Raw genomic sequence first — 24,119 nt, forward strand, 5'->3', positions numbered from 1 at the left:
GACTTTCCCGAGTTTCTCGACCTGAGAGAGACAGATTTCAGGTACCTCGAAGATTACAGCAGGACTCCTGGATTACTTCTTTTCGAACTGGCTTTGACGCAGTTGAGCCCACTCGACGAGTTGCTGGTATTGGGTGGCAAACTCGGGAGTTGAGCAGCCCATGGGGCTCTTGAAGAAGGAACCCACGAAGGAGAGCAACCCTTTGCTTCCCAGCCGAGCCTCAAACTCGGCAATACGCACGAGGTCAAGCACCAGGGGAGCTGCCAGCAAGGAATCGCACCCTTGCCAGGTAAACTGCATGGCCATTTTCGTTCCGAGGAAACCCTCGAAATGGATATGATCCCAGGCGGTCTTCCAGTCACCCAACGACTCAATGTACTCGATCGAAACCAGTGTCTGCGGTTTGTAGCCCAGAATTTCTGTCAGCAGATGATCCTTGGATCTGACTTTCGTCGCTTTATTGGCAGGATCATCCAGAACTTTCCCATCCAGATTGCCAAAAATGTTATGCCCCACCCAACTGTTCACATGCAGATTTCTCGCAGCAAACATGGGTCCAAGGACTGACTTCAACAACGTTTCTCCCGTTTTCCCATCGCGACCACAATGCACCACTCCCTGAGTTAATGCCAGTTCGGACAATGCCGGCAGATCAGTCCCCACTGAAGGGGTAAAATTGACATGAGAGGCACCACATTCAAAGGCAGCGATCGCATAGAGTGAACTCGAAGGAAGCTTGATCGGCTCAGTGGCTCCCAGCAGCTTTTGCAGTTGTGGCCAGTCAAGTTCTGCGAGGGCTGGATCAACGGGCGGCTCTGTCGAAGCGACGTTGACAACAATCAATCGATCCAGTCGATGCTGCTGGCGAAAGTTTTCGAGATCTTTGCGGATTCTGGCAATCGCCTGCAATGGACTCTCTGCGAGGTATGATCGCGACTTTTCACCCGCCAGCGAACGAATTCGATCGCCCACATTGACCAGAACACCGGGCTGAATATTCTGATCCCAGGCAGCAAAGTCATCTGCCACCCGGTTCAGCAAATCGGGAGAAAAGACTCTCGATTTCTCCCACAGTACCTGGGCTTCGGCTGCATAGGTGGTTTCGCGAATATCATGACCACCAATCGTTAGATCACCCCAATCGACCCAGGGGAGACTGGCGAGTGGTTCCTTCGCTGTCACAAGCCCAACCGGGGCCGACAACCCCTGCCGGAGTGCCGACAGGCCAGTCGCCACTGTTGTTGCCACGCCACCCCAGGCACCGACCATCCACAGCCCAACTCGCGCCGCCATCAATTGCTCTCACTTCCCAGAAGTCGTTTCTTCAGTATCCATCTTCGTTCATCACAGCTTATGTTACTGCGGCGAGGACACGGGGTTCACCCAAGTGGACTCAGCCGGCATTTTGTGGCGAACAGTCTCTCCGCAGCTGCTTCTGAACATATAAATTAACACGAATGCAAAGGTGGGACGAGTGAGCAGGTTACTTGTAAACCTCTCGGTTGCCGGATTGTGACCAGATTTTCAGAATAAAGGCTTCTAAAAGTCATTCCGGGGCCTTGCGCCACGCCACTGCAATTATTCAATAGCATCGAGTATGTCTGTTTATGAATCAAAAACATCTTTCTCTGCCGACGAGATTGTTTCGACTCCCGATGCGCCAATCACTACAAGCCGCACAAGAGGCTGGGGCCCGAGGAGTGCAACTTGACCTCGCGAGAGAAATCAATGGCCCGGACTGGAATGCCACAGCTCTTAAAGAACTTCAGCATTATGCCAGTGAACTGGGGCTCACTCTGGCCAGTGGCTGGTTACCACTGCGAAAAGCACTTTTTGAAGACGATGGGCTGGATGACCGACTGACCCTCATCCGGCATGCTATTCAACTCGCGGGAAAGCTCCGCCTGAGCACTGTCTGCCTTCGCCCGGGCCACTTGCCTCAAGCCACCGAAAACAACCCTGCCACCAGTACATCAAAAGCCCGGAAAATTCTCGACGAAGTCTTCTCGGATCTCACTCGGCTGGCAGACCATCATGGAGTTGTCCTCTGCATCATCCCCACAGCCGATTCACCGCAAAGTCTCAAAGAGTTCACAAATTCCATAACCACTGGCCGACTGGCCATTGATTTCGATACGGCTTCGTTTGCGATGCAGGGCCTTTCGGTTGGAGAAGCCATCACTTCGCTCCACGAGCAGATCGGCCATGTCACACTTCGCGACGGGATCCGTGATTTCCAGCAGGGCGGCCTTGAAACGCCTGTTGGCGAAGGAACAATCGCCTGGCCAGAAGTTATTGCCACATTAGAAGAAGTTCAATTTCGCGGCTGGCTCATGCCAATCCGCACCCAGGGGCAGGATCCACTGGGCGATACGATGAACGGTCTGGCTTACTTTCGGCGCATGCTTCCCAAGGGGTAACCGCGCGGAGTTGTTCGCGAAAACATGCTTGCCTGGAGCGTGCATGACACGCAGAGAGCTCCAATTTTATAAAAAGCGTCTCACCAGAGGCCCTCACTATTCACGGAGGAGGGCAGGGACAGGCAGTTGACCATCTTCCCATTGCTGAGCCTGCTGACTGTCTGGAAGTGCTGATTCGATATAGAAGCGAAAAGACGTACCGGAACCCGCCGCTCCACCCCCGGGAACTGGTGTGGAAGGGAGCCGTCGCACGAGCGGAGCTGTTTTGTAAATGGGCACATTGGAAAGCACCCATTGCGTGTATTGCCCGCCATCTGTCACCAAGGTGACCAGGAAAGTCATTGGTCTGATCGTTGAAAGATTCTTAAGTTGACCTTCCACCTGCATGCGACCAACAGGTGAGGAAACAGCTTTAATCTCGACTGAGGCCAGGTTCGAATTGGCAACGACATACCCTGGCCGTGTCTGGTCGCGATCAATCACTTTCTGCTTCTTGAGCGCTGCATCCAGAGCCTGGAGCAATTCCTTCTGCAACTCGTCGATACTCTTCTGAAAAGCTGTCTCAAATTCCCGGCGGCGCGCTTCGGGAGTATCTGTGGCCAGTACGGATTTTTCACCCAGTTTTTTGACATAAGCCGCATAGTTCTGTTTGTATTTTGTCATCAGCAGCCAGTGCATGGCCCAGGCATGGGCATAAGCTTCGCCAGCCAGTAGATCTCCTCGAAAGGCCTTGTCATCCGTGATGATTTCCTGCCAGTTCACATTCTTCGCCGCCAGTGCCGACCGGGCATAACGCAGATTCAGCTTGCCCGGGCCGCCAGTCACTTTTTCACCATTGGCTTCAAATCCCGTCGCAATACCTTCATTGAACCAGACGGGAACAGGCGCCAATCGTTGCAGCAAGCCTCGATTATGAACCTGCTGATGAATCGCTTCATGGAGAGGGACTTCAAAGGTGTCACATTCGGCCATACGAAGCACGAGTCGATTGGAAGCGGCTGAGTAGAAGCCGAGAACATTGGCCCCTGAGAGGCCAGTTCCACCGGTCTGTTCATTGAAATAGGCGATGAACTGATCGTTGGTTTCAAAAATCAAAACCACGAGTGGATGAGAAGGTGGTTCAAGAGCCAGTCCCATATCGGCAGCATATTTTTCAAAAACACTCTCCACTGTCTTAAAGAACTTCGTTGCTTTCTTGCAGAAAGCATTGGCTCGCGACTCCTGGCTTTTTGGCAATGGTGCCGCCAGAAGCAAGGCCACCACATAAGGCGCATCGATCGACGTCACACAAATGTCTTTGCCAAACTCGTCTTCCAACTGCCTGGCTAGTTGCGCCGGTGCGATGGGAGCCGGTGCCTCTTCAGGCTTACGCGACTTGATGGCACCGCTCCCGACAAGTTCGTAACTGCCATCTAGCTTTTCTATGGCAAGAGCACCTTGGCCCTCACCCGCCAGCCTTCCAGAAAGCTTCCTGACTTCTCGGCGTTCGTTCAGCAACTCAAATTCATCGGCTGGCAGCGCACTCCCCCACAGGCAGCAGAGTGCGAGTGTGAAGCAGCCATAAATTCGCCATGCACCAGTTGGCATGCGCTTTCCTTGGATGAAAATCAGTGAAGGTGATCGTTCAGCAAGACTTCAGAGTAAAAGACAGGATCGTAGAACTCTTTCGCTTGAGTGTACCCGTAGAAAACGACGCATCGATAGCGGTTCATGACAAATTCGAAGGCTTAATCCTCACGATCTCCCGAAGAATTCTCGTTGGCTTCCGAACCTGCTTGCAGCATTGAGGTATTCCAACTTCGCATCCAACACCAAAGAAGCATCGTAAGGCATTACAAAATAGACATTTATGAACAAACAACGAGCCCAAACTTGCCGTTGCAACAAGATCCGATGGCAATCGGAACAGACGTTGCATCCTCAGTTACTACAACCATGAGGAACTGCCATTTTGGCAGCCCATCTTGTACGTCTCAAACTGTTCCCAACTTTCCAAAGTTCAGTGAGGGCTTCGATGACGACCGCCACCCGCGAAGAATTCACATTCCAGACCGAGATCAAGCAGCTCCTTAACATTCTGTCGCATTCGTTGTATCAGAACCGCGAAATCGCAGTTCGTGAGCTTGTTTCCAATGCATCCGATTCTCTCAACAAGTTGCGGCATATCCAACTTTCCGAAGCTGAGTACCGGGACGATGCCCCACTCAAAATCACATTGCTTCCCGATGCGACGGCGAAAACGTTAACAATCGTAGATAATGGAGTCGGGCTCACTCGCGAAGAACTGATTGAAAATTTGGGGACCATTGCTCACAGCGGTTCGCTTGATTTCATGAAAAAAGCGGCCGAGGCGAAAGCAGGTACTCACGATTCCGATTCGTCCGGCAACAAATCAGACCTTTCCTTGATCGGACAGTTCGGTGTCGGCTTCTATGCCGCTTTCATGCTGGCAGATACCGTCGAAGTGATCACTCGCAGTTATCGCGAAGAAACCGGTTGGAAATGGACATCCGATGGCACCGGACAGTATTCGATCGAGCCAGTCGATGAAGCACCACGCGGTGCACAGATCGTGCTGCATCTCAAAGAGGATGCGATTGACGAGTTCACCAAAGAATATCGGCTCGAGTCGATTGTTCGCCGGTATTCGACATTTGTGCCGCATGCTGTCTATGTGGGCGAAAAACACGTCAACAATCAGCCACCGATCTGGGTGGAGCCCAAATCGCAGGTAACGCCCGAGCAATACAAGAGCTTTTATCAATGGCTCACACATCATGCGAATGAAGAGCCTTTGTGGCATCTGCATCTCTCGGCAGATTCACCGCTGCAGTTTCAATCGATTCTGTACTGTCCGCCAGTCAATCTTGAGCTGCAGGGGTTCGGTCGCCTCGAACACGGTCTGACGCTGTGCGCGAAAAGAATTCTCGTTCAGGACGACAACAAAGATCTCCTGCCTGATTATCTGCACTTTGTTTATGGATTGGTCGATTCCGCCGACCTTCCGCTCAACGTGTCCCGCGAAACGTTGCAGGACAATCGACTGATTCCCAAGCTGCGGAAGGTCTTGACTAAAAAGGTTCTCGACTATCTGGCCGAACTGGCCGAGGAACAGCCCGCGACCTATGCGAAATTCTACGAGCAGTTCGGGATGGTTTTGCGCGGTGGAGTGGGTGTTGATTTCGAGAATCGCGAGAAAATCGCCCGCCTGCTGCGACTCGCTTCCTCGCATGATGTCACTCCCGGAGCCACCACATCGCTCGGGGAATATGTCAAGCGGATGCGTGAAGACCAGACACAGATCTATTATCTCGGCGGACCAGATCTGGCGAGTCTGCTCAGGAACCCGCATTACGAAACATTCCGCGACCGGGGACTGGAAGTGCTCTTCCTCACTGATCCGGTCGATGAGTTCGCGCTTTCGCATCTGCAGGAGTTCGATGGAAAATCATTGGTCTCGATTGATTCGGCTGATATTCAACTTCCCGCTTCAGCCGAATCCCCATCGAGTTCAACGACCGGTGAAGAACAGGGTGGTTCTTCACAAATCGCCCCAGCCGGTTTTGACCGGGTTCTTGAAATCTTCCGCCAGGCGCTGGGTGAACGTGTGCAGGATGTCCGCAAGGCCACGCGGCTGGCCACCAGCCCGGTTTGTCTTGTCAATCCGCAAGGCTCCATGAGCAGCCAACTGCAAAAAGTCCTGAGCCAGACCGTGAAGGATTTCAATCTCAGCCGCCGCATTCTCGAGGTCAATCCTCAGGCACCGCTGATTGGTCGGCTGGCGACATTGAGCAGTTCCGGCACCAACGATGACTTTATTGCGGATTGCGGACTCCAGCTCTACGCCTCGGCCATGCTGCTGGATGGTTTGGTTGTCGAACCAGATCTGACCGCAGACCGTATGCGGAAACTCATGGAGGAAGCGGCCGACAAACGAACTGTGATTATCACCTGATCAAACAGCCTTCCGGCAGTTGTTTTCCATGAGAAGTTGGATTGGCTCACAGTGCCATTGAACGGCTCTAATCTCAGTCAATTGCTGCAAAACAACGAATAAAGTCCGGTGCGAACGGGCACAAAGGCTTTCTCGATGGACGACTCCGTCGGGAAAGCCTTGTGCATTTGAGAATCGCCGCAAATCAAGGCTTCACAAGAATTCCGAAAGAATTTTCGAAACAGGCGGTCGATTCGCGTAGCCTGCGGGGTTAAGATTCGACGAAGGCACATGGGAGTGCCGCAACTGAAGATCACATTATTCGAAAGCGACCGTGCATGGCTGATAGCGGTGCCGCCCTGGATATGGCAATCGAAAAACTGACAAGCGCTCATCGATCGATTCGAGAGCAGATGTCTCAGGTGATTGTAGGTCAGGATGAAGTGGTCGATCAAATTCTGATTGCCATGTTCTCCAAAGGACATGTGCTGTTAGAAGGTGTTCCCGGCCTTGCCAAAACATTGATGATCAGCACGCTCGCACGCTGTCTGTCGATGACCTTTGCCCGCATTCAGTTCACCCCCGATCTGATGCCCGCTGATATCACTGGGACTGATGTTCTCCAGGAAAACAAGGAAACGGGAAAACGCGAGTTTCGTTTCATCACCGGGCCACTTTTCCATAATGTGGTGTTGGCGGACGAAATTAACCGGACACCGCCCAAAACGCAGGCTGCACTTCTTGAGGCCATGCAGGAGCGCCAGGTCACCGTCGGTCAATCCCGGCATGTCCTCGCAGATCCCTTCTTTGTACTGGCGACACAGAACCCGATCGAACAGGAAGGAACCTATACGCTTCCCGAAGCGCAGCAGGATCGCTTCATGTTCAAGGTCTATGTCCGCTATCCCACCTTTCTCGAAGAGCGGGAAATTGCCCGGCGAACGACCTCTGTCCAGAGCGATAAGATTCAGTACGTTTTAAGTGGCGCCGATATCCTTGAGATTCAAAAACTCGTGCGGCAGGTTCCTGCCAGCGAGCATGTCATCGACTATGCACTCGCACTCGTCAGGCAAACCCGTGTTCATGAACCAGGCGTCCCTGATTTTGTGAACGAGTGGCTTTCCTGGGGTGCTGGCCCGCGTGCTGTGCAGTTTTTACTCCTGGGTGCCAAAGCGCGAGCATTGCTCAATGGCCGGACGTACGTCTCACCCGAAGATGTGGCGGCACTGGCCGCTCCTGTCCTCAGGCACCGCATCGTGACCAACTTTGCGGCGGAGAGCGAAGGAATCAACACCGATAAAGTTGTGGAAGAACTGCTCAAAGTGACACCCAGCAAGGAAGGCGAGCTGACTCGTGACCCAAGACTTCAGAAGATTTTTGCCGCCTGAGGCCGTGGCAAGGGTCTCTCGTCTGGAGATTCTCGCGAGGAATGTCGTCGAAGGATTTCTAAACGGGATGCACCGCAGTCCGTACTTTGGTCAATCTGTCGAGTTCGCACAGCACCGGGAATATGTTTCAGGTGATGATCTGAGACGTATTGACTGGAAGGCCTGGTCAAAAACGGACAAGTATTACGTCAAGCAGTACGAAGAGGAGACCAATCTTCGGACGACGCTCGTCGTTGATCTTTCCGAATCGATGCAATTCGGGTCCAAAGGGAAGACCAAACACGAATTTGCGGTGCAGATTGCGGCTGTCCTCTCGCTCTTGCTCCTCAAACAGCATGATGCTGTGAGTCTGGTAACGTTTGACGACGCGATTCGCACGCAGATTCCCATGAGCAGCAAGAAGACTCAACTGCACGATATTCTCATGGGGTTATCGAACGAACAACCCGCCAGGAAAACGAATCTTTCCGATATTCTGGCCCAGGTGGCAGATCAGGAATCCCGCAAAGGGCTCATTATTCTCGTATCAGATTTGCTGGCTGATCGCGAGGGGCTGAAAAAGGGACTACGACTGTTAAGGTTTCGCGGCCACGATGTGATGTTGTTTCACGTTCTTGATGATGCGGAACTCGACTTTGAGTTCAGCGGCCCAACGAAATTCGAAGGTTTGGAAGATTCGGGAGAATTGGTCTGTGATCCCAGGTCACTCAGGGAAGGCTACCTGGCTGCTATGAAAACTTACCTCGATGACATCCGTAAGCATTGCGCCAAGTTTGTAATTGATTATCAGATTGTCAGACCCAGTGAGAATCTGGATGCTGTTTTGTTGCATTACATGAATCACCGCATGGGAATGCACCAGAGTCAGCGAAAATGATTTTTTAATTGATGTTTGATGGGGAACTCCAACCATCTCCCATGCGATGACTCATATGCTGATCGTTGAACTACGCGATGGGGCTCAGGGTTTCAGTTATTCACGGGCTTTCAGTTTTTAATCGGGTTTCAGGTTTTTGAAGTGTGTTTGTGGTGATTGTGAAGTTCAGGTAGGGATGCTGACAGTGGTCTATGACTGTGCATGCCTGGCCGGTAACCCGGTCTGGAAACAGTCCATAACCAACTGAGTGCGGATGCAAGATGACGTGGCTTTCTTCGCTATTTTTCAATCCTTCGATTGCACTGATGGGCGCCGGGCTCATCGCTGTGCCACTCATCATCCATCTCATCAATCGAGTGCGATATCGACGGGTTCAGTTTGCAGCCATGGAGTTTCTGCTCCAGGCAGAACAACGAAATCGTCAACGTCTGTTGATTGAACAACTGCTCCTGCTTCTGCTGAGGACACTCATTGTCCTGGCACTTCTGCTGCTGATTGCGAGACTCGTGCTCGATCCTTCACAGTTCGCGCTCTTTCGCGAATCGCGGACACATCACGTCGTGCTCGTGGATGACAGTGCCTCGACCCGTGAGCGACGTGGCGAAACGACTGCCTGGGCTGAAGGTCTGGGAGTCATTCGAAAACTGGCGGCCGAAGGTGCCCGCCGTCCGCAGACCCAGAGATTGACGGTTTTGCTCGCCTCACGACCTGATAAGCCCCTACTGACTGACCGGGATGTCAATCAGCCACTGGTGGAAGAACTGGCGTCGCGACTCGACCCTGTTTCCTTTAAGCCGACCCATCAACGGGTTGACTTTCTCAAAGGGATCCAGTCGGCGAGTGATCTATTGTTGGCTGACAAAGCCGGCGTGCGGGAACTGCACGTAATCTCTGATTATCGCTCGCGCGACTGGAACGATCAGAAACCACTGGCTCAGGCTATGGAAACTCTCGCCGAAGCCGACGTGGGTATCCATTTAATTCGCACCACGCCTCAGGCTGGTCCCAATCTGGCAATCACGAGGCTCGATGGTGCTGTCTCCACAGCCGCCGCAGGTGTTCCACTTCGATTGACCGCAGGGATCACCAACTTTGGTACTGAGGTCGTCACCGATGTTCGGGCTTCGATCTACGACAATGGAGTCAAGACACCCACCACCGTCATTTTTGACCGCATCGAGCCCGGAACAGAAGTGCTCCACGAAGTGGACCTGCAGTTCCCATCACCTGGTTATCGACGGGTTGAGATTCGCCTCGATGCCGATGGGTATCCGGTCGATAATGTGCGTCACTTAAGTGTCAATGTTTCGGCAGCGATTCCCGTGTTGATTGTCGATGGTGATCCAGCGGGTGATGCCGCTTCGTACGTCGCGGATGCCCTCGCTGCCGACCCGGCGGCGACCGGCTTTCAGACCACAATCGACAACCCGGACATTCTGCGTCGCAGGCCATTGGACGATTACCGCTGTATCTATCTGCTCAATGTGGGCGAACTGCCGCCGGATTCTCTCGACTATCTGGAGAAGTATGTCCGCCGGGGTGGTGCCTTGATGATGGCTCTGGGAGATTCTGTCCGCAGCGAGGCATTCAATCGCGTTTTTCATCGCGAGGGCGAAGGGTTATCCCCTTTGCCTCTGGGAAATGCTCCGCTGGAATTTGTTACTGATGTCACATCTTCAGAACCCGATCTCAAAGCCGGAAAGCATCCGGCATTCGCGATTCTCCAGGGGGACGACAACCCTTTTCTCGACGCTGTTCATATTCAAAAACTCTTTGAGCCAGCCGTTGGTTGGGAAGTCGACGACATCGTCCGTGGCGACAATGTCAAAACCATTGCCAAGCATAAGAGTGGCCGCCCCGTCATGCTGGAGAAGCCTTACGGTGCAGGGAAGGTGACGTTGCTGTTAACCACCGCCCAGCCAGCGTGGAATGACTGGGCACTGAACCCGTCCTATGTTGTTTTCCAGCTTGATCTGCTGAAATCGCTGATTTCCTCCGACAAAAATGAAGCGTTACGAGTCACAGGTGAACCAATTCTGCTCTCTCTTGACCCGGCTCTTTACACCGATCAGGTCGAGTTATCGATCCCGGATATCGACGGACAAAGAACTGTGAGGCTGCAGGCTTCTCCTCAAGATGGCCAGACCTCCGCCTCCAGCAAACCCAGGGGAAGTGAGGCTTCGACGACCACCCGGCCAGATACAACGCCGGCTTCTCCACAGAACTCAGCCCCTAATCAAAATCCGGCAGGTGGTATTCGACTGGTCGTCGAAGAGAAGGAGACTGATTTGCCAGGCATCTACAGCGTTCGCCTGACAACCCAGAACCAGACCACCGAAGAGAAACTTTACGCCTACAATGTGCCGCTCGAAGAGAGCGAACTGGCAGTCATTCCTGTCGATTCTTTGCGGAAAACAATGGGCAACAACGAAAAATTATCGATTCATGAGGCACAGGATGTCTCCTGGATCGAAGGGGAAGAAGCGGGTTCGGAACTCCGTACCAGTTTGCTGGCAGCGCTCGTGATTCTTCTGCTGGCTGAGCAGTGGCTCAGTTATCGACTTAGTTACCACCCGGCGAAAGGTCAGGTGGCGCGATGAACCTGTGGCCTCAATTGTTTCAAATGCTTCCCGTAGCCCAATCAGTCGAAAGTCAGCCTTCAACGACCGGAGCCGATACGATGACTCCGGCTGGAAGCATCAGTGCAAAACCGACTGACTCAACCATCACCATGGTCGAGTGGGGTTGGCCTGAAGATCCACTGACATGGGCCATTTTGCTGGCGGCTGGAATTGCCATTACGGCGTATGTGGTCTGGCTCTATCGTCGCGATACGACCGAAACAGGCCTGGCCACCCGCATCTGGTTGACAGCCCTTCGCCTCGCGATGTTCGCTGGTCTATTGCTCATCTGGCTCAACCCCCAGGAACGCACACAAGAGTCGATGACTCGCCCTTCCAGAGTGGCGATCATTGTGGATCGTTCCCTGTCGATGAGGCATCCGGCCAACGATGCTTCCGCAGACATCTCTGCCTCCGCGGAGTCAGAATCAGCGGAGTCAGAGCCCAAAGCGACACCCACTCAATCTGCTGTCGATTCGACAGCCACTCGATCAGATCTTGTGAAAAAGGTACTGGCTGATTCGCCCATGCTCGAAGCCTTGCGGCAACAGCACGAAGTTTCTGTCTTCGTGTTTGATTCCACATTGCAAGGGCCAGTCGTCACACTCCCCGTCAAACCAAAGGAAACTGAGAGCAATACTCCAGCTAATGCCGGCAAAGCCGAAGCCACTGCCGACAAATCAGCGACTCCTGTAGCCTGGGATGAGATTCTGGCTCCCAAAGGGCTGGAAACACGTCTGGGGGAATCGCTGAGTGATGCTGTCCGTCAACTGGCGGGGCGTACGCTCTCTGGGATGCTGGTGATCAGTGATGGTTCGAACAATGCCGGTATCGATCTCGATGCGGCCCGTGATCGAGCCCTTTCTCAAAAAGTGAAGCTCATCACCCTCGGTGTGGGAGGAACAGAACCTCCCAGAAATGTCCAGGTTGCCGATCTGCAGGCCCCTACTGACGTTCAGGTTGGCGATCCTTTCGACGTGGTCGCCTTTGTGACTGCTCAAGGGTTAACCGGACAGAAGGTGCTGGTCGAACTCGTTTCGAGCACCACCGAAGACCCCACGGAGACAATTGTGGCCAGCCAGGAAATGGTCGTCAGTGGCGATAACCTGCCCATGGAGGCCAAGTTTCCACTCAAGGCCGGAAAAACCGGCTCCACCCGATACACGATTCGCGCACAACCGGTGGTCGCACAACAGGAAATCAATATTGAAGACAATCGACAATCGTTGACCATCAATGCTCTCGACAAGCCCACACGAGTGTTGCTCGTGGCCGGCGGCCCGATGCGCGATTACCAGTTCGTGAGAAACCTGTTGTTTCGACACAAAGGGATCGATGTCGATGTTCTGCTGCAAACGTCCGCGACAGGAACCAGCCAGGAATCTGACAACCTGCTGACAGCATTTCCTTCAACTCGTGAAGAGCTTTACAGCTACGATGTGATGATTGCTTTCGATCCGGATTGGCGATTGATTCCCCCGGAATCGATTGACCTGCTTTACGACTGGGTCTTCCAGGAAGCGGGGGGCCTGATTGTCATAGCCGGTGATGTCAATACCCTGCAAGTTGCCGCCGTTTCAGCTTCCACAGCCGAACAGAGTGCGCTGGGCAAGCAGTTGATGAAACTGCAGGAGTTGTATCCCGTCATTCTGAATTCGTACCTTTCCGATCTGCGATTTGATCAGGAACATTCACAGCCCTGGCCATTGGCATTCACTCCGGAAGGCGAAGCGGCCAGCTTCCTGCAATTAACCGATGAAGCCACTTCTTCTCAGGCGCGGTGGAAGGAGTTTGCCGGGTTTTACAAGTGCTACCCGACCAGCGGGCCTAAAGCCGGAGCGACGGTCTACAGTCGCTTTTCGGATCCCCGGGCCGAATCCGCAATTTTGATGGCATCACAATTTTTTGGTCAGGGTCGGACGTTCTACCTCGGCAGCGGGGAAATGTGGCGACTGCGCTCTGTCGATGATGAAGACTATGATCGTTTCTGGATCAAAACCATCCGTGAGTTTTCTCAAGGTCGACTGAAACGAGGGAATCGCCGCGGACTCTTAATGCCCGAAACCCGCAAAATTGCCCTGGGGCAGACGGCTCGTATCCGTGCGAGACTTCTCGACGCTCAGTTTCAACCTCTCTCGGCGCCTTCAGTCCCTCTGCAGTTGGTTGATCCGTCAGGGCGACCAGTCGTTCCACCCCGATCGTTGGTTACAGATCCCAATCGGCCCGGGGAGTTTGTGGGCGATTTTCGTGCCTCTTTAGCAGGTGTCTACAAACTCTCTGTCGAGATACCACAGTCTTCCGAGATGCTGCAGGAAGAGGTTTCTGTCGCACTTCCCAAACTGGAGGACGAAAACATCCGTCAGAACGTAATCGGCCTCAAAAATCTTGCCGAAGGGACTGGCGGTGCCTATTTCAATTTGAACGATCTCAATCTTTCTGTTGCCAAAACGGTTGCAGTCAATGAGTCTGGCATTGATCGAATTGCCACATTATTGCCGAATCGGTCGGAACAAATTCTGATTGACCAGCGTCTGAAAACATTGTGGGATCGTGAGTGGGTACTTTTTGTGCTGGTTGGACTGATTTCTGCCGAGTGGCTGACCCGAAAGCTGATCAAACTCGCCTGAAAAATCTTGTGACTTTGTTCTCTCATTAAAACCTGCTGAATCGATGGTTATGTCGCAAGCTCCCAGTTCCGAAACATCTGTCGCCAGCTCACCAGCCATGAAACCAGCGGCTGGAGGGATCACGATCCGGCAGATTCTCTCGCAATTGCGCAGTTCAATTCGCAGATACCTCTTCTGGCAAGGTTTTTTGGGAACTTTAGCACTGGTGGCGCTCTGGTTCTGGGGAAGTTTTCTGCTCGACGAGTTTGTTTTTTCACTCACCCGCTTTGAAATTCCCCGCTGGCTTCGTGCTCTACTACTGGTGACTGCTCTCGGTGGCACAGCCTTGTTTGCGCTGTGGAAACTTGGGACAGCCATGGCTCGTCAACTCAATGAGCGGGCACTGGCCCTGGTGCTCGAGCGACGCTTCCCTCAATTGGACAGCCGGCTGATTCTGGCAGTTGAAGCAAATGCCGGGCAGGTGCCTGAGGTATCCCCCATGCACGATGCCATGGTGGCCCGCACTCTTGAGCGGGCCAATCAGGATGTGACCACACTCGATCTGGGTCAGGTTTTCAACCCCTCGCCATTTCGCCGGTCGAGCCTGCTGGCGTCGATTCTCTGGGTACCGATTGCCCTGTTGGCGGTGATGAATTTCGGTGCCGTGGCTGCCTGGGCGAATGGGTATTTGAAGCTTTCCGAAACGTATCGTGATCGCCAGACGGAACTGATTCCCTATGTCCTGGCACAGCCCGGAGAACGAAAAGTTCCGTTCAAAAAGGGGGTCTATCGTCACCCGAAAGGTTCCGATCTGACATTGCAGATTGAAACTGCGGAAGGAAAACTTGCCCCCACCAGAGTTCGCCTAGATTATCGGCTCAATCAGGGTCGCGGCAGTGGCCGGACTTATCTGCAGGTCGACAGTGCTGGCCAGTCGTCACATACCTTCACAGCATTGCTCGACAACACCAGCATCTGGTTGACGGGAGGAGATTACACGACTCTGTCACCCCTGCAAATTCAGGTTGTCGATCCGCCGATTGTCTCCGGTTTGTCGATCAACCTCAGATATCCTGCATACACAGGATTGAATCCAGGAGACGGCTTCACCTCGATCCCAGTCATCGGAACAGAAGCCAGTCTGCCACTGGAATCGACATTCGAGTTGCAGATTACGGCACCGCAACCACTGAGCGAAGTTCGCTGCGAACTGCAGGCGGGGCCTCTTCGCTATGAAGTTCTCGCCAGCCAACTGAATTCTCAGCCCCAAATCGAAATTCTCCCGGCCCCCATTGCGGGCCAAAGCCGAAAACCGACTCGCTTGCCTGAAAACCTTGCAAAGGCTGCTGTACGAGAAGGCGGGAAGACACTGGCCATCCCCTTCCGGCTGCATCACAAGGCCAGTGAACTGCTGGAGAGACAGGCTGCAGGCGAAACACTCGAACTGCTTGAGAACTCGATCCCGCTCCCGCCGGATACTCTTTTCCGGTTGTGGCTGGTCGATACCGAAGGAATTGCCGCCACAGAACCAGCGAAGCTGCTGCTCAAAGGAATCCCTGACGAAGCCCCTCAAGTGGAAACAGCCCTGAGAGGCATTGGCACATCGATTACGCGATTGGCCAGAATTCCTGTCACTGGCGAAGTCAACGACGACTACGGCGTGGATCGCATCTGGTTTGAATATTCCGTCGATGCCGATACCACACTGAAAGAACAATCTCTCGGCGATTATCGCTCGAACCGCCAGAAACGAGTTCAGTTAGAACGATCCGCAGCAGAGCCTTATGTCCGTTTTGATGTTCTGCCGCTCGACCTGGCTATCAAGCAGAAACTGACAATCAGCACCGTTGCTGCCGATGCCAATGACATTGCTGATGTCGGTCCCAATGTCGGACGAGGTCAGCGTTTTGTCTTCACGATCGTCTCTCCCGAAGAGTTACTTTCGATCCTTTATGCCCGGGAAATCAACGAGCGCAAGCGATTTGAGCAACTGATTTCTGAAGTTCAAAGGCTCCGCGATGATCTGGTACGGCATCGCGACATGATTGCCGCCAGCCGAGCTGAACCACCTCCTGCCGATAAAAACGAATTGCTGCAATCGATTGCCGGTTGTGGAGAAAGATCTCTGTACGCCATCCGTCAGGCGGCTCAGTCGACCGACTCCGTACGACAGACTTTCCGGGAAATTCGGGAAGAACTGGTCAATAACAGTGTCGATACACCCCAGATGCTGGACCGCATCGACCGCAAGATTGTTGATCCGCTCAGCCGCCTCATGGATCAGGATTTTCCCTCCATTGACGCCACGATCGGACTTTTCCGGCTGGCGAATGAACAGGGTTCCGACCCAACCGCCCCCGTGGAAGATGCAATTTTACAGATTCAGGGCTTGCTCGAAACATTGGATCAGGTTTTGCTGGAGATGAGAAAGCTCGAAACTTTCCATGAGGCACTGGAATTATTAAAGGCCATCATTGGCGAACAGGACGATCTGGCGGAAAAAACGAAACAGCGGCGAAAAGCCCAGGCACTGAAAGCCCTGGAAGACTAGAACGGATTCCGAAGGGGAGGGACAATGAATTCCATAACAGACGACCAGAAAGCAAACGTCTCTTCATTGTTCACCGCCAGAAAAGCGTCCCTCGCGAAAAAAGCCTCTGCATGGGGTAGAAATCGAATGTTTATGCCCGCACGTTATTCGCGAATTGTGGCTCTGGCCGTGTGGGGTCTGGTCCTACCGACCAGCTTTTGGCCATCACTGATTCTCCAGGGGCAGGAACCACCAGCAGCCCAGCCGCAAACTTCGGCGGAACTGGCGACCTCCCAGGATGCGCTGGCAGCGCGGTATCAGCGTTTTGAAAATACACTTCAGCAGTTGGCCGAATACCTGCGAAAGACCGATCCGGCCCGGGCTGATTTGATTGTGCGGGCCATTGGGAAGAGTAAAGAAACCCGCGTCCCCGATCAGATGGAAGCCCTCGTCGAACTGTTGAAACAGGAGCGGCTGGGTGATGCCATTTCTCGACAGCAGGATCTCTCTGTGCAAATGGCGGCACTTTTAGAACTGCTTCAAAGCGAAGACCGCCGCGACGAAATCGAACGCGAACGGGCACGTGTGCAGGATCTGATCAAAGACGTCAATAAGCTCATCGGCCAGCAACAGGACACTCGTTCTGCAACCGAACGAGGCGGCCCTCTGGGAGACATCGAGAAGCGGCAAGCCAAAATCGCAGAAGATGCCCGTAAGCTGACTCAAAAAATCGATCAGCAGGATGCAGCCAAACGATCATCAAGCCCATCGCAGAGAAAAGGCGACTCATCCGAAGGAACTGATAAGCCGTCGGAAGGGAGTGACTCCAAAGAGAACGATCCCTCCAAGCCTGAGTCTGGTGATTCGGAATCCAAGGATCCGATGAACAGCTCTGACGAAAAGAAGGGTTCAGAGGGTAAGGAAGGCCAATCTTCCGGGAAGAATGGCAAAGAAAAATCACCAGATTCGAAAACGCCACCGGAAGGCAAAAATGGCAAACCTTCGGAAAGCGAAGGTCAAGAACCCCAAGACCCTGCTTCCGAAAAGAAGCCGGGGGATTCTCCAGGCGATCCATCAAATGGAAAGCCGTCCGAGGGGAAACCATCCGAAGGAAAACCGTCTGAGGGAAAGCCTTCCCAAGGTAAGCCATCTCAGGGAAAGCCCTCCCAGGGCAAACCATCTCAGGGCAAACCATCGGAAGGAAAGCCTTCGCCAGGCCAGCCTTCGGAAAGTCAGCCTTCGGAATCAGGAGATTCAAATCAGTCTTCTCCATCAGGTGAAGATCGTGGCAAGCAGCCGGAGAAAACACCCGGCCGCGATGAAGTCGAGCAATCGATTCGGGCCATGGATAAAGCGATCGAGGAGCTCCGCAAGAAAAATGCTGGCGGCGCTTCGGATCAACAGGACAAGGCCCTGACCGATCTGATCAAAGCTCGTGAAAAACTCGAAGAGATCTTGCGACAACTTCGCGAAGAAGAGCGCGAGCTCATGCTGGCGGCCCTCGAATCCCGCTTCCGGGAAATGCTGGCCCGGGAAATCGCCATTTACAACAGCACCATGGGTTTAGCTTCTGTTCCTGAAAAGCAGCGAACCGATCGTCATCGTTCACGGGCTCTTGAACTCTCCCGACAGCAAAATGAACTGGTGCTCGAAGCGTCCAAGGCCTTGACGCTCCTCCGCGAAGAAGGGTCTTCAATTGCCTTCCCGGAAACCGTCGAGCAGATTCAATCCGACATGAAGACCATTTCCCAGCGACTCGAACGAGCCGACGTCGCCACCTTGACGCAACAGATTGAAAAGGACGTAATTGAAGCTCTGGAAGAACTCGTCGATGCCTTGCGGCAGGAAATGGAAAAAATGAAAGACGAGAAACAGCAGCAGCAACAACAACAGCAGCAACAGCAGCAACAGAAGGCACTGGTCAATCAGCTTGCTGAGCTCAAGCTGTTACGTTCACTCCAATACCGCGTCAATCGACGCACCAAACTCATCGGGCGGCTCGTCGATGGTGAACAGGCCGTCGATAACGACATGATTGGTCAATTGCGAGAACTCGGGCTGCGGCAGGAGCAAGTTCGAAAAGCCACTTACGATCTTGCCACAGGAAGGAATGAGTAATGTTGTCATTCACTTTCACTGAATGGTTCACGCGAACTTCGCCAGCCAGAGACGCGACACGACTCCCGAACGATCGATCTCAGTGTTGGCAGATGAGTCTGTTGAGCATCTGCTTCTGGATGCTGACGGGTTCATTGGTGGCCCCATCGACCTTTGCGCAAGAATCGTCTGTCGATGTTTTTGCTCCTCCCTCAGCAACCATCGTTGAGGCCAAGACCAGGCAAAGTCTTTTGAATCTGAAAAATCCTCCTGCCGATCTGGAAGCCATCATCGCACCTCTCCAGGAAGCGACAGACGTCGATTCCCGGCTGCTGAAAGTTGTTCAGATCGCCGCCAGTGCAGATCCCGAAATTGGCCGGCTCGTCGCCCAGTGCAATCAGCCCACACTGACCCCCGATCCAGCCAGGTTCCCAGATCCAGCCCAGTGGTCGGCCATGATGAGCCGCAGTGATCTTTCGCCTTTTCTCAAATCCAATCTCGCCTTGTATTACGGAAGATTTCTTGTTGAACGGCAGTTGTACGACGAAGCGCAACTGGAACTGGCTGCCGCCGATGCTCGCGAAGTTGCCTCACCGGCGACTCTGTTTTTTTTCCGGGCGGTCGTGGCACAAGCCTTACTTGATATCGAGAACTGCCGGTTAGCTCTCAATCAGCTGCTCGAAAAGACTCAGGATGCACCACTCCGTTATCGTTCGACAGCCGAGTTGATCAAAGCCGATCTCGATGCGTTCGAAGCCAAATCGTTAGGAGAAGTGGCTCGATTGATGGCCGATTCCCGACGTCGGCTGGATCTAGGCCGTGCGGGCGAAAAAGTGCAGGGGGTTCAGGAGAAGATCATTACGAACCTCGATGAACTCATCAAAAAGATCGAGCAGCAGATGGGTGGCGGCGGAGGAGGTGGTGGCGGTGAAGGTGGTAACTCCAACGAAAGTGGCGGTGCCGCTGAAGACAGCTCTGTCAAAGGTGCCACAGCCCCCGGTGAAAGCGACAAGAAAAAGTTCTCCAAAGACGGAGCCTGGGGGAATCTTCCCGAAAAGCAGCAGGCGGAAGCCCGTAATATCATCAGTCGGAGCTTTCCTCCGAACTACGGCCGAGCTATCGATGCCTATTCGAAAAAACTGGCCAATCGCCCGGCGAAACCATCTCCCTGAAATCCAAGCACCTCTCACACAAATCAACTGATCGCTCCGAGTTTTAACGAAACCTGGTGGATCGAGAGCCTGAAAAATCACTGAAAATTCTGTGATGCTGCCGGAGTAGAAACTTATGCGAGGGATGTCGCCTGCCGTTCAATCAGCCACCAGGTTCTCCGTGGTCACGAATGGACTTTTTCTGGCTCTCTTTTCAGTGGCACCCTCACTTCTGATCGCGGCTGACATCGCCCTGGCCGCTGACATCGCCCTGGCCGCTGACATCCCTGTGGCCGTTGAACTTCTGTCTGGAACTGTCACAAATGCCGAACTTGTGCAGCTCAACGAGACCTTGGCAAAACTCAGACAGCCCGAAGGAGTGATTGAGGTTCCCCTCTCACAAATTCTGACTGTGAAGCAAGCCACTGCCTCAAAACCTCCTCGCACTGCTGAAGCTGAAAAAGCCCTGACCGACGCGGCACTTCGCGATGGCAGTCGCCTCAAACTCAACAGCCTGAGCCTGCAGGAGAGTCGTCTTCTGGGGAAGCATCCCGTCTGGGGCGAGATGGAGTTTGGGCGAAATGAAGTCACTTCTCTCAGGCTGGCTGCCACCGATGCGAAAGTCGATGCCGCCTGGAAAGAACTTTCGAGCCGAGACTTAACGCGTGATCTTGTTGTCCTGCGGAAAGGTGATGTTCTCGACCATCTGGAAGGGACTGTCATAGGGATTGGTGAGAAAACCATTCAATTCTTGCTGGATGGGGATGAAGTCCCTGTCAAAAGGGAACGTGTTTTTGGAATCGTCCTGGCAAAGGGTGAAGTTCAGAGCCCATCCCTCATTCGCTGTGACCTCGACAATAATGAAACAATTCTCGTTGATCAGGTGAGTCTGGCCGACGGAAAGTGGACCCTCTCTCGTCAGGGTCAGAATTACAAAGCCGAACTTGAATACGGCCCGATTTCCATCGATTACAGTTCCGGGAAACTGGTTTATCTTTCAGAGCAGGAGCCTCGATCAGCGAAGTACACACCTTTTTTTGGCTACACGTGGGAATATCGGAAAGACCGAAGTTTTGAGGGCAGGCCATTGGCGGTCGGTCAAAGGACTTATCGCAGAGGCCTGGCCGTCCACTCGAAGTCAGAATTGACATGGCAATTGGGTGGAGAATTTCGCCGTTTTCAAACCGTCATGGGTTACGACCCGGAAATTTCTACTGCCAGCACTGCACTGGTACGTATTCTGGGTGATGGCAAAGAGCTGCTGAAGGTTGATCTGGTCCGGGGCAACCCACCACATTCTGTTGATCTTGATATCACAGACATCTCTCAAATGACCATCGTGGTCGACTTTGGAACAGATGAAGTGGATATCGGTGACCGCATTCATTTCGGTAATGCGAAGGTCGTAAAATAATGCCGTGCGCAATTCGATTCGATAGTTGTCGTTCGTTCCTGATGGTCATCGCTCTGATGAGCCTGGCTTTTCCACAGCTTGCTATCAGAGCCTTTGCGAATCAGATCGACGACGCGAACACACCCCTCTCGAAGGAGGCTCAGGATGCCGGGCAGCCCCAGACGGAGCAGATTCCCGGTATCGTGAAAGAAGCCGAGCAGAAGCGGATTCAAATGATCCGCGAGGTCTCTCCCGCAGTGGTCGCCATCTTCTCGAGTTCAGGTGATGGAGGTGGATCGGGTGTTTTGATCTCTCCCGATGGATTCGCATTGTCAAATTTCCACGTGACCAGTGGTGCCGGCAACTTCATGAAGTGCGGACTCAACGACGGAAAACTTTACGATGCAGTCATCGTAGGGATCGACCCGACTGGCGATGTCGCACTCATTCAACTACAAGGACGCAACGATTTTCCCTTTGCCCGGATGGGAAACAGTGATTTGCTGAAACCCGGCGATGCCGTTTTCGCAATGGGGAATCCGTTTCTTCTGGCCACAGATTTCACTCCCACGATTACGGCCGGGATTGTGAGCGGACTGCATCGTTATCAGTATCCAGCCGGAACATTTTTGGAGTACGCCGACTGTATTCAGACCGATGCCTCCATCAACCCCGGCAACTCAGGAGGGCCACTGTTCAATCTGCAGGGTGAACTGATCGGGATTAATGGCCGGGGATCATTCGAGAAGCGTGGCCGTGTGAATTCAGGGGCCGGCTATGCAATTTCGATCAATCAGATCCGGTACTTTCTGGGCCACTTGAAGTCGGGAAGAATCGTCGATCACGCAACCTTGGGTGCCACAGTTCGCTCGGGATCATCACGCGAAGTCCTTGTGGATCAGGTGGTGGAAGGTTCGAGTGCCTGGAACGCCGGTCTTCGGGAAGGTGATGAGATTGTCACCTTTGCGGGACGCCCGATGGGAAGTGTCAACCAGTTCAAAAATGTGCTGGGAATTTTTCCTAAAGGTTGGTCACTCCCTATGGTCTATCGCCGGGATGGTCAGAAGCAGGAGATTCTGGTCGAACTGGCCGCTTTGCATACCGATACTGAACTGATGGAATTTGCCTCAGGCGGTGCAGCCCGTCCTTCAGAAAAACCTGGTCAGCCAAAACCCGGTCAGCCAAAACCTGACCAGCCTGAACCAGGCGATAAGCCAACTCCTCAAGAGCCTCCCCTTGAAGGACACTCAGAGAAGCCTGCGGAAAAACTTTCTCCCGAATTGAAGAAACTCTTCCAGTCGAAAGCCGGATTTACCAACTATCACTTCAATCAGCGGGAGCAGAAACGTCTCATATCGCATTTGGCGAGTCTCTCAGGTTGGCGGGGTGCTACCGGACTGTGGAAGTTCGCCGGGGACGATGCCAAAGGGACCAGCCTTTCACTCATTCTTTCTCCCGATGGAGCTGGCATGCAGTGGGGTGAAACTCCGTTTCTTCAGCCATCTGCAGGAGCCAACTGGATTGATGAACCACCATCGAGCGGAGGATTTCTTGCTGCCATGCTGCACTGGAAATGGCTGCTGACCGAAGGCCCGGAGGCATTCTCTGACGTCTACTATCTCGGTACACAACCCCTGGATGGCCAACTTGGAGATGCTCTTAGCACTCCACTTTACGATGCACTGGTTCTCTCGAAGACCGGGGCCACCATGACAGTCTTCTTCCGTGAGGATGGAGTGATTGCCGGGTTTGACTTTAAAGCTTCCCGCGATCAGCCAACCTGCAACGTCAGATTTTCCTCATGGGGGACACTCGGCGGCCACCCCTTTCCGCAAGTGCTCAAAGTCTCATCTTCAGGTCGTTCTTTCGGTGAATTCACGCTGAAAACCTTCGAGCAGAAATCCTCCACTTCCAGCGAGGCCACTCGATGAAACATCACGCCTTGCATCTTCAAAAACTGCTCCAGTCAAGTGCCTGGTTTTCCAGAAATGGCATCTTTAGATCAGGTCTTGCCTGGCTGATGAGTATTTGTTTCTTACTTGGCGGCCCACAGCTTTTGCCAGCCGCCGATGACGAAATGATTGCCGAAGTTCAGCCGAAACTGGTCAAGATCTTCGGGGCCGGAGGGTTGAGAAATCTTTACTCTTACAACACCGGGTTTTTGATCTCCTCAGAAGGTCACATAGCCACGATCTGGAATCACGTTCTCGACCAGAACACCGTTACTGTCATCCTGCATGATGGTCGCCGTTACGAAGGCAAGGTTCTGGGGGCGGAACCAGGTCTGGATCTGGCGATCGTCAAAATTGAGGAAACACAACTCGAACATTTCGAGATTGGTGACCCCTCTTCGGGATCGACCTTTCCTCTGGCGGCTCCGGGAACTCGCATTGTTGCCTTCAGCAATATGTTCAAAGTCGCCACTGGTGACGAACCTGTCTCGGTCATTCAGGGAGTGATTGCAGCCCGGACAAAGCTGCCCACGCGTCGCGGAGCTTACGAATCGTCTTTCCCGGGGGAAGTCTATGTGATTGATGCGATCACCAATAACCCAGGGGCCGGCGGAGGAATTGTGACCACCGTCGATGGTCGATTGTTAGGCATGATCGGGAAAGAGGTTAAAAATGCCGACCTGAACACCTGGGTCAACTATGCGATTCCCATTTCGCATTTGCAGCAGGCCATGACTGAGATCATGACTGGGAACTTCCGCAGTTCGAAAAACACGGATGACGAGAAGAAAACTGCCGGGCGAGTCCCACTATTTCACTCGACTGACTTCGGGATCGTCATGCTCCCCAATGTCGTCCCCAGAACGCCAGCCTACGTGGATCGAATTCTCCCAGGATCCGCTGCAGAGGTTGCTGGTCTCAAACCCAATGATCTGATCCTGTTTGTCGGAGACGAACTCGTTCAATCCTGCGGCGAATTTCTGGATCAGATCGGTCGGCTCGAAAGTGGCGGCAAAGTCAAGCTGATTGTTCGCCGGGAAAACGTGCTCATCACATCGGAACTCCCTATCCCCCGCAAATCGAGACCTCCTGCAAAACCACTCAGGTAGATCCTTCGTTCCTTGGCAGGGCATACCTCAAATACGCCCGC

Annotated in this window: 14 protein-coding genes; 12 read left to right on the forward strand and 2 right to left on the reverse strand. The window is 53.3% G+C overall.

From position 1 onward, the window contains the following. Window positions 1-72: 72 nt before the first annotated feature. Window positions 73-1,293 carry an inositol-3-phosphate synthase gene (locus A6X21_RS08600; protein WP_083233472.1) on the reverse strand — a complete coding sequence of 407 codons (1,221 nt, stop codon included), beginning with the start codon at window positions 1,291-1,293 and terminating at the stop codon, window positions 73-75. Window positions 1,294-1,655: 362 nt separating this feature from the next. On the opposite strand from A6X21_RS08600, the gene A6X21_RS08605 reads away from it, so the two are divergent. Further along, window positions 1,656-2,420 carry a sugar phosphate isomerase/epimerase family protein gene (locus A6X21_RS08605; protein WP_261340642.1) on the forward strand — a complete coding sequence of 255 codons (765 nt, stop codon included), beginning with the start codon at window positions 1,656-1,658 and terminating at the stop codon, window positions 2,418-2,420. 96 nt (window positions 2,421-2,516) lie between these two features. Here A6X21_RS08605 and A6X21_RS08610 read toward each other — a convergent pair whose 3' ends face one another. Then, window positions 2,517-4,007 (reverse strand): DUF1570 domain-containing protein, encoded by a 1,491-nt coding sequence (locus A6X21_RS08610; RefSeq protein WP_068847169.1) that lies wholly within the window; start codon window positions 4,005-4,007, stop codon window positions 2,517-2,519. 427 nt (window positions 4,008-4,434) lie between these two features. Here A6X21_RS08610 and htpG point away from each other — a divergent pair, with 427 nt between their 5' ends. From htpG to A6X21_RS08665, 11 genes are all read left to right on the forward strand, one after another. Beyond that, complete coding sequence (gene htpG / locus A6X21_RS08615) at window positions 4,435-6,375, forward strand: molecular chaperone HtpG (protein ID WP_068847170.1); 1,941 nt, start codon at window positions 4,435-4,437, stop codon at window positions 6,373-6,375. A 317-nt stretch (window positions 6,376-6,692) separates the two neighbouring features. After that, entirely contained in the window at window positions 6,693-7,742 is a 1,050-nt protein-coding gene (locus A6X21_RS08620) for an AAA family ATPase (RefSeq protein WP_068847171.1), read from the forward strand. After that, window positions 7,708-8,619 (forward strand): DUF58 domain-containing protein, encoded by a 912-nt coding sequence (locus A6X21_RS08625; protein ID WP_083233473.1) that lies wholly within the window; start codon window positions 7,708-7,710, stop codon window positions 8,617-8,619. The genes A6X21_RS08620 and A6X21_RS08625 overlap by 35 nt, the downstream gene beginning before the upstream one ends. 260 nt (window positions 8,620-8,879) lie before the next feature. After that, window positions 8,880-11,219 (forward strand): BatA domain-containing protein, encoded by a 2,340-nt coding sequence (locus tag A6X21_RS08630; RefSeq protein ID WP_068847173.1) that lies wholly within the window; start codon window positions 8,880-8,882, stop codon window positions 11,217-11,219. Further along, window positions 11,216-13,867, forward strand: a complete 2,652-nt coding sequence (locus A6X21_RS08635) for a hypothetical protein (RefSeq protein ID WP_068847174.1) — start codon at window positions 11,216-11,218, stop codon at window positions 13,865-13,867. Before A6X21_RS08630 ends, A6X21_RS08635 begins: the two co-directional genes overlap by 4 nt. Window positions 13,868-13,916: 49 nt before the next feature. Beyond that, window positions 13,917-16,397, forward strand: coding sequence for a hypothetical protein (locus A6X21_RS08640; RefSeq protein WP_068847175.1), 2,481 nt, complete (start codon window positions 13,917-13,919; stop codon window positions 16,395-16,397). Between the two features lie 132 nt (window positions 16,398-16,529). Beyond that, window positions 16,530-18,494, forward strand: a complete 1,965-nt coding sequence (locus A6X21_RS08645) for a hypothetical protein (protein ID WP_110766445.1) — start codon at window positions 16,530-16,532, stop codon at window positions 18,492-18,494. Further along, window positions 18,494-19,645, forward strand: a complete 1,152-nt coding sequence (locus A6X21_RS08650) for a hypothetical protein (protein WP_068847177.1) — start codon at window positions 18,494-18,496, stop codon at window positions 19,643-19,645. Before A6X21_RS08645 ends, A6X21_RS08650 begins: the two co-directional genes overlap by 1 nt. A gap of 115 nt (window positions 19,646-19,760) precedes the next feature. Then, window positions 19,761-21,038, forward strand: coding sequence for an NPCBM/NEW2 domain-containing protein (locus tag A6X21_RS08655; RefSeq protein WP_068847178.1), 1,278 nt, complete (start codon window positions 19,761-19,763; stop codon window positions 21,036-21,038). Beyond that, window positions 21,038-22,948: a S1C family serine protease gene (locus tag A6X21_RS08660; RefSeq protein ID WP_068847179.1), complete on the forward strand. Its 1,911-nt coding sequence runs from the start codon at window positions 21,038-21,040 to the stop codon at window positions 22,946-22,948. The genes A6X21_RS08655 and A6X21_RS08660 overlap by 1 nt, the downstream gene beginning before the upstream one ends. Before the next feature lie 89 nt (window positions 22,949-23,037). Then, window positions 23,038-24,078, forward strand: a complete 1,041-nt coding sequence (locus A6X21_RS08665; protein ID WP_240490208.1) for a S1C family serine protease — start codon at window positions 23,038-23,040, stop codon at window positions 24,076-24,078. The last annotated feature ends 41 nt before the right edge of the window (window positions 24,079-24,119 follow it).

This window comes from Planctopirus hydrillae, assembly GCF_001707835.1.
Classification (GTDB): Bacteria; Planctomycetota; Planctomycetia; order Planctomycetales; family Planctomycetaceae; genus Planctopirus; species Planctopirus hydrillae.

Bases quoted from the DNA above. Each gene is read 5' to 3' on its own strand.
- A6X21_RS08600 (WP_083233472.1), bottom strand. From the start codon at position 1,293: ATGGCGGCGCGAGTTGGGCTGTGGATGGTCGGTGCCTGGGGTGGCGTG.
- A6X21_RS08605 (WP_261340642.1), top strand. From the start codon at position 1,656: ATGCGCCAATCACTACAAGCCGCACAAGAGGCTGGGGCCCGAGGAGTG.
- A6X21_RS08610 (WP_068847169.1), bottom strand. From the start codon at position 4,007: ATGCCAACTGGTGCATGGCGAATTTATGGCTGCTTCACACTCGCACTC.
- htpG (WP_068847170.1), top strand. From the start codon at position 4,435: ATGACGACCGCCACCCGCGAAGAATTCACATTCCAGACCGAGATCAAG.
- A6X21_RS08620 (WP_068847171.1), top strand. From the start codon at position 6,693: ATGGCTGATAGCGGTGCCGCCCTGGATATGGCAATCGAAAAACTGACA.
- A6X21_RS08630 (WP_068847173.1), top strand. From the start codon at position 8,880: ATGACGTGGCTTTCTTCGCTATTTTTCAATCCTTCGATTGCACTGATG.
- A6X21_RS08635 (WP_068847174.1), top strand. From the start codon at position 11,216: ATGAACCTGTGGCCTCAATTGTTTCAAATGCTTCCCGTAGCCCAATCA.
- A6X21_RS08640 (WP_068847175.1), top strand. From the start codon at position 13,917: ATGTCGCAAGCTCCCAGTTCCGAAACATCTGTCGCCAGCTCACCAGCC.
- A6X21_RS08645 (WP_110766445.1), top strand. From the start codon at position 16,530: ATGCCCGCACGTTATTCGCGAATTGTGGCTCTGGCCGTGTGGGGTCTG.
- A6X21_RS08650 (WP_068847177.1), top strand. From the start codon at position 18,494: ATGTTGTCATTCACTTTCACTGAATGGTTCACGCGAACTTCGCCAGCC.
- A6X21_RS08655 (WP_068847178.1), top strand. From the start codon at position 19,761: ATGCGAGGGATGTCGCCTGCCGTTCAATCAGCCACCAGGTTCTCCGTG.
- A6X21_RS08660 (WP_068847179.1), top strand. From the start codon at position 21,038: ATGCCGTGCGCAATTCGATTCGATAGTTGTCGTTCGTTCCTGATGGTC.
- A6X21_RS08665 (WP_240490208.1), top strand. From the start codon at position 23,038: ATGAGTATTTGTTTCTTACTTGGCGGCCCACAGCTTTTGCCAGCCGCC.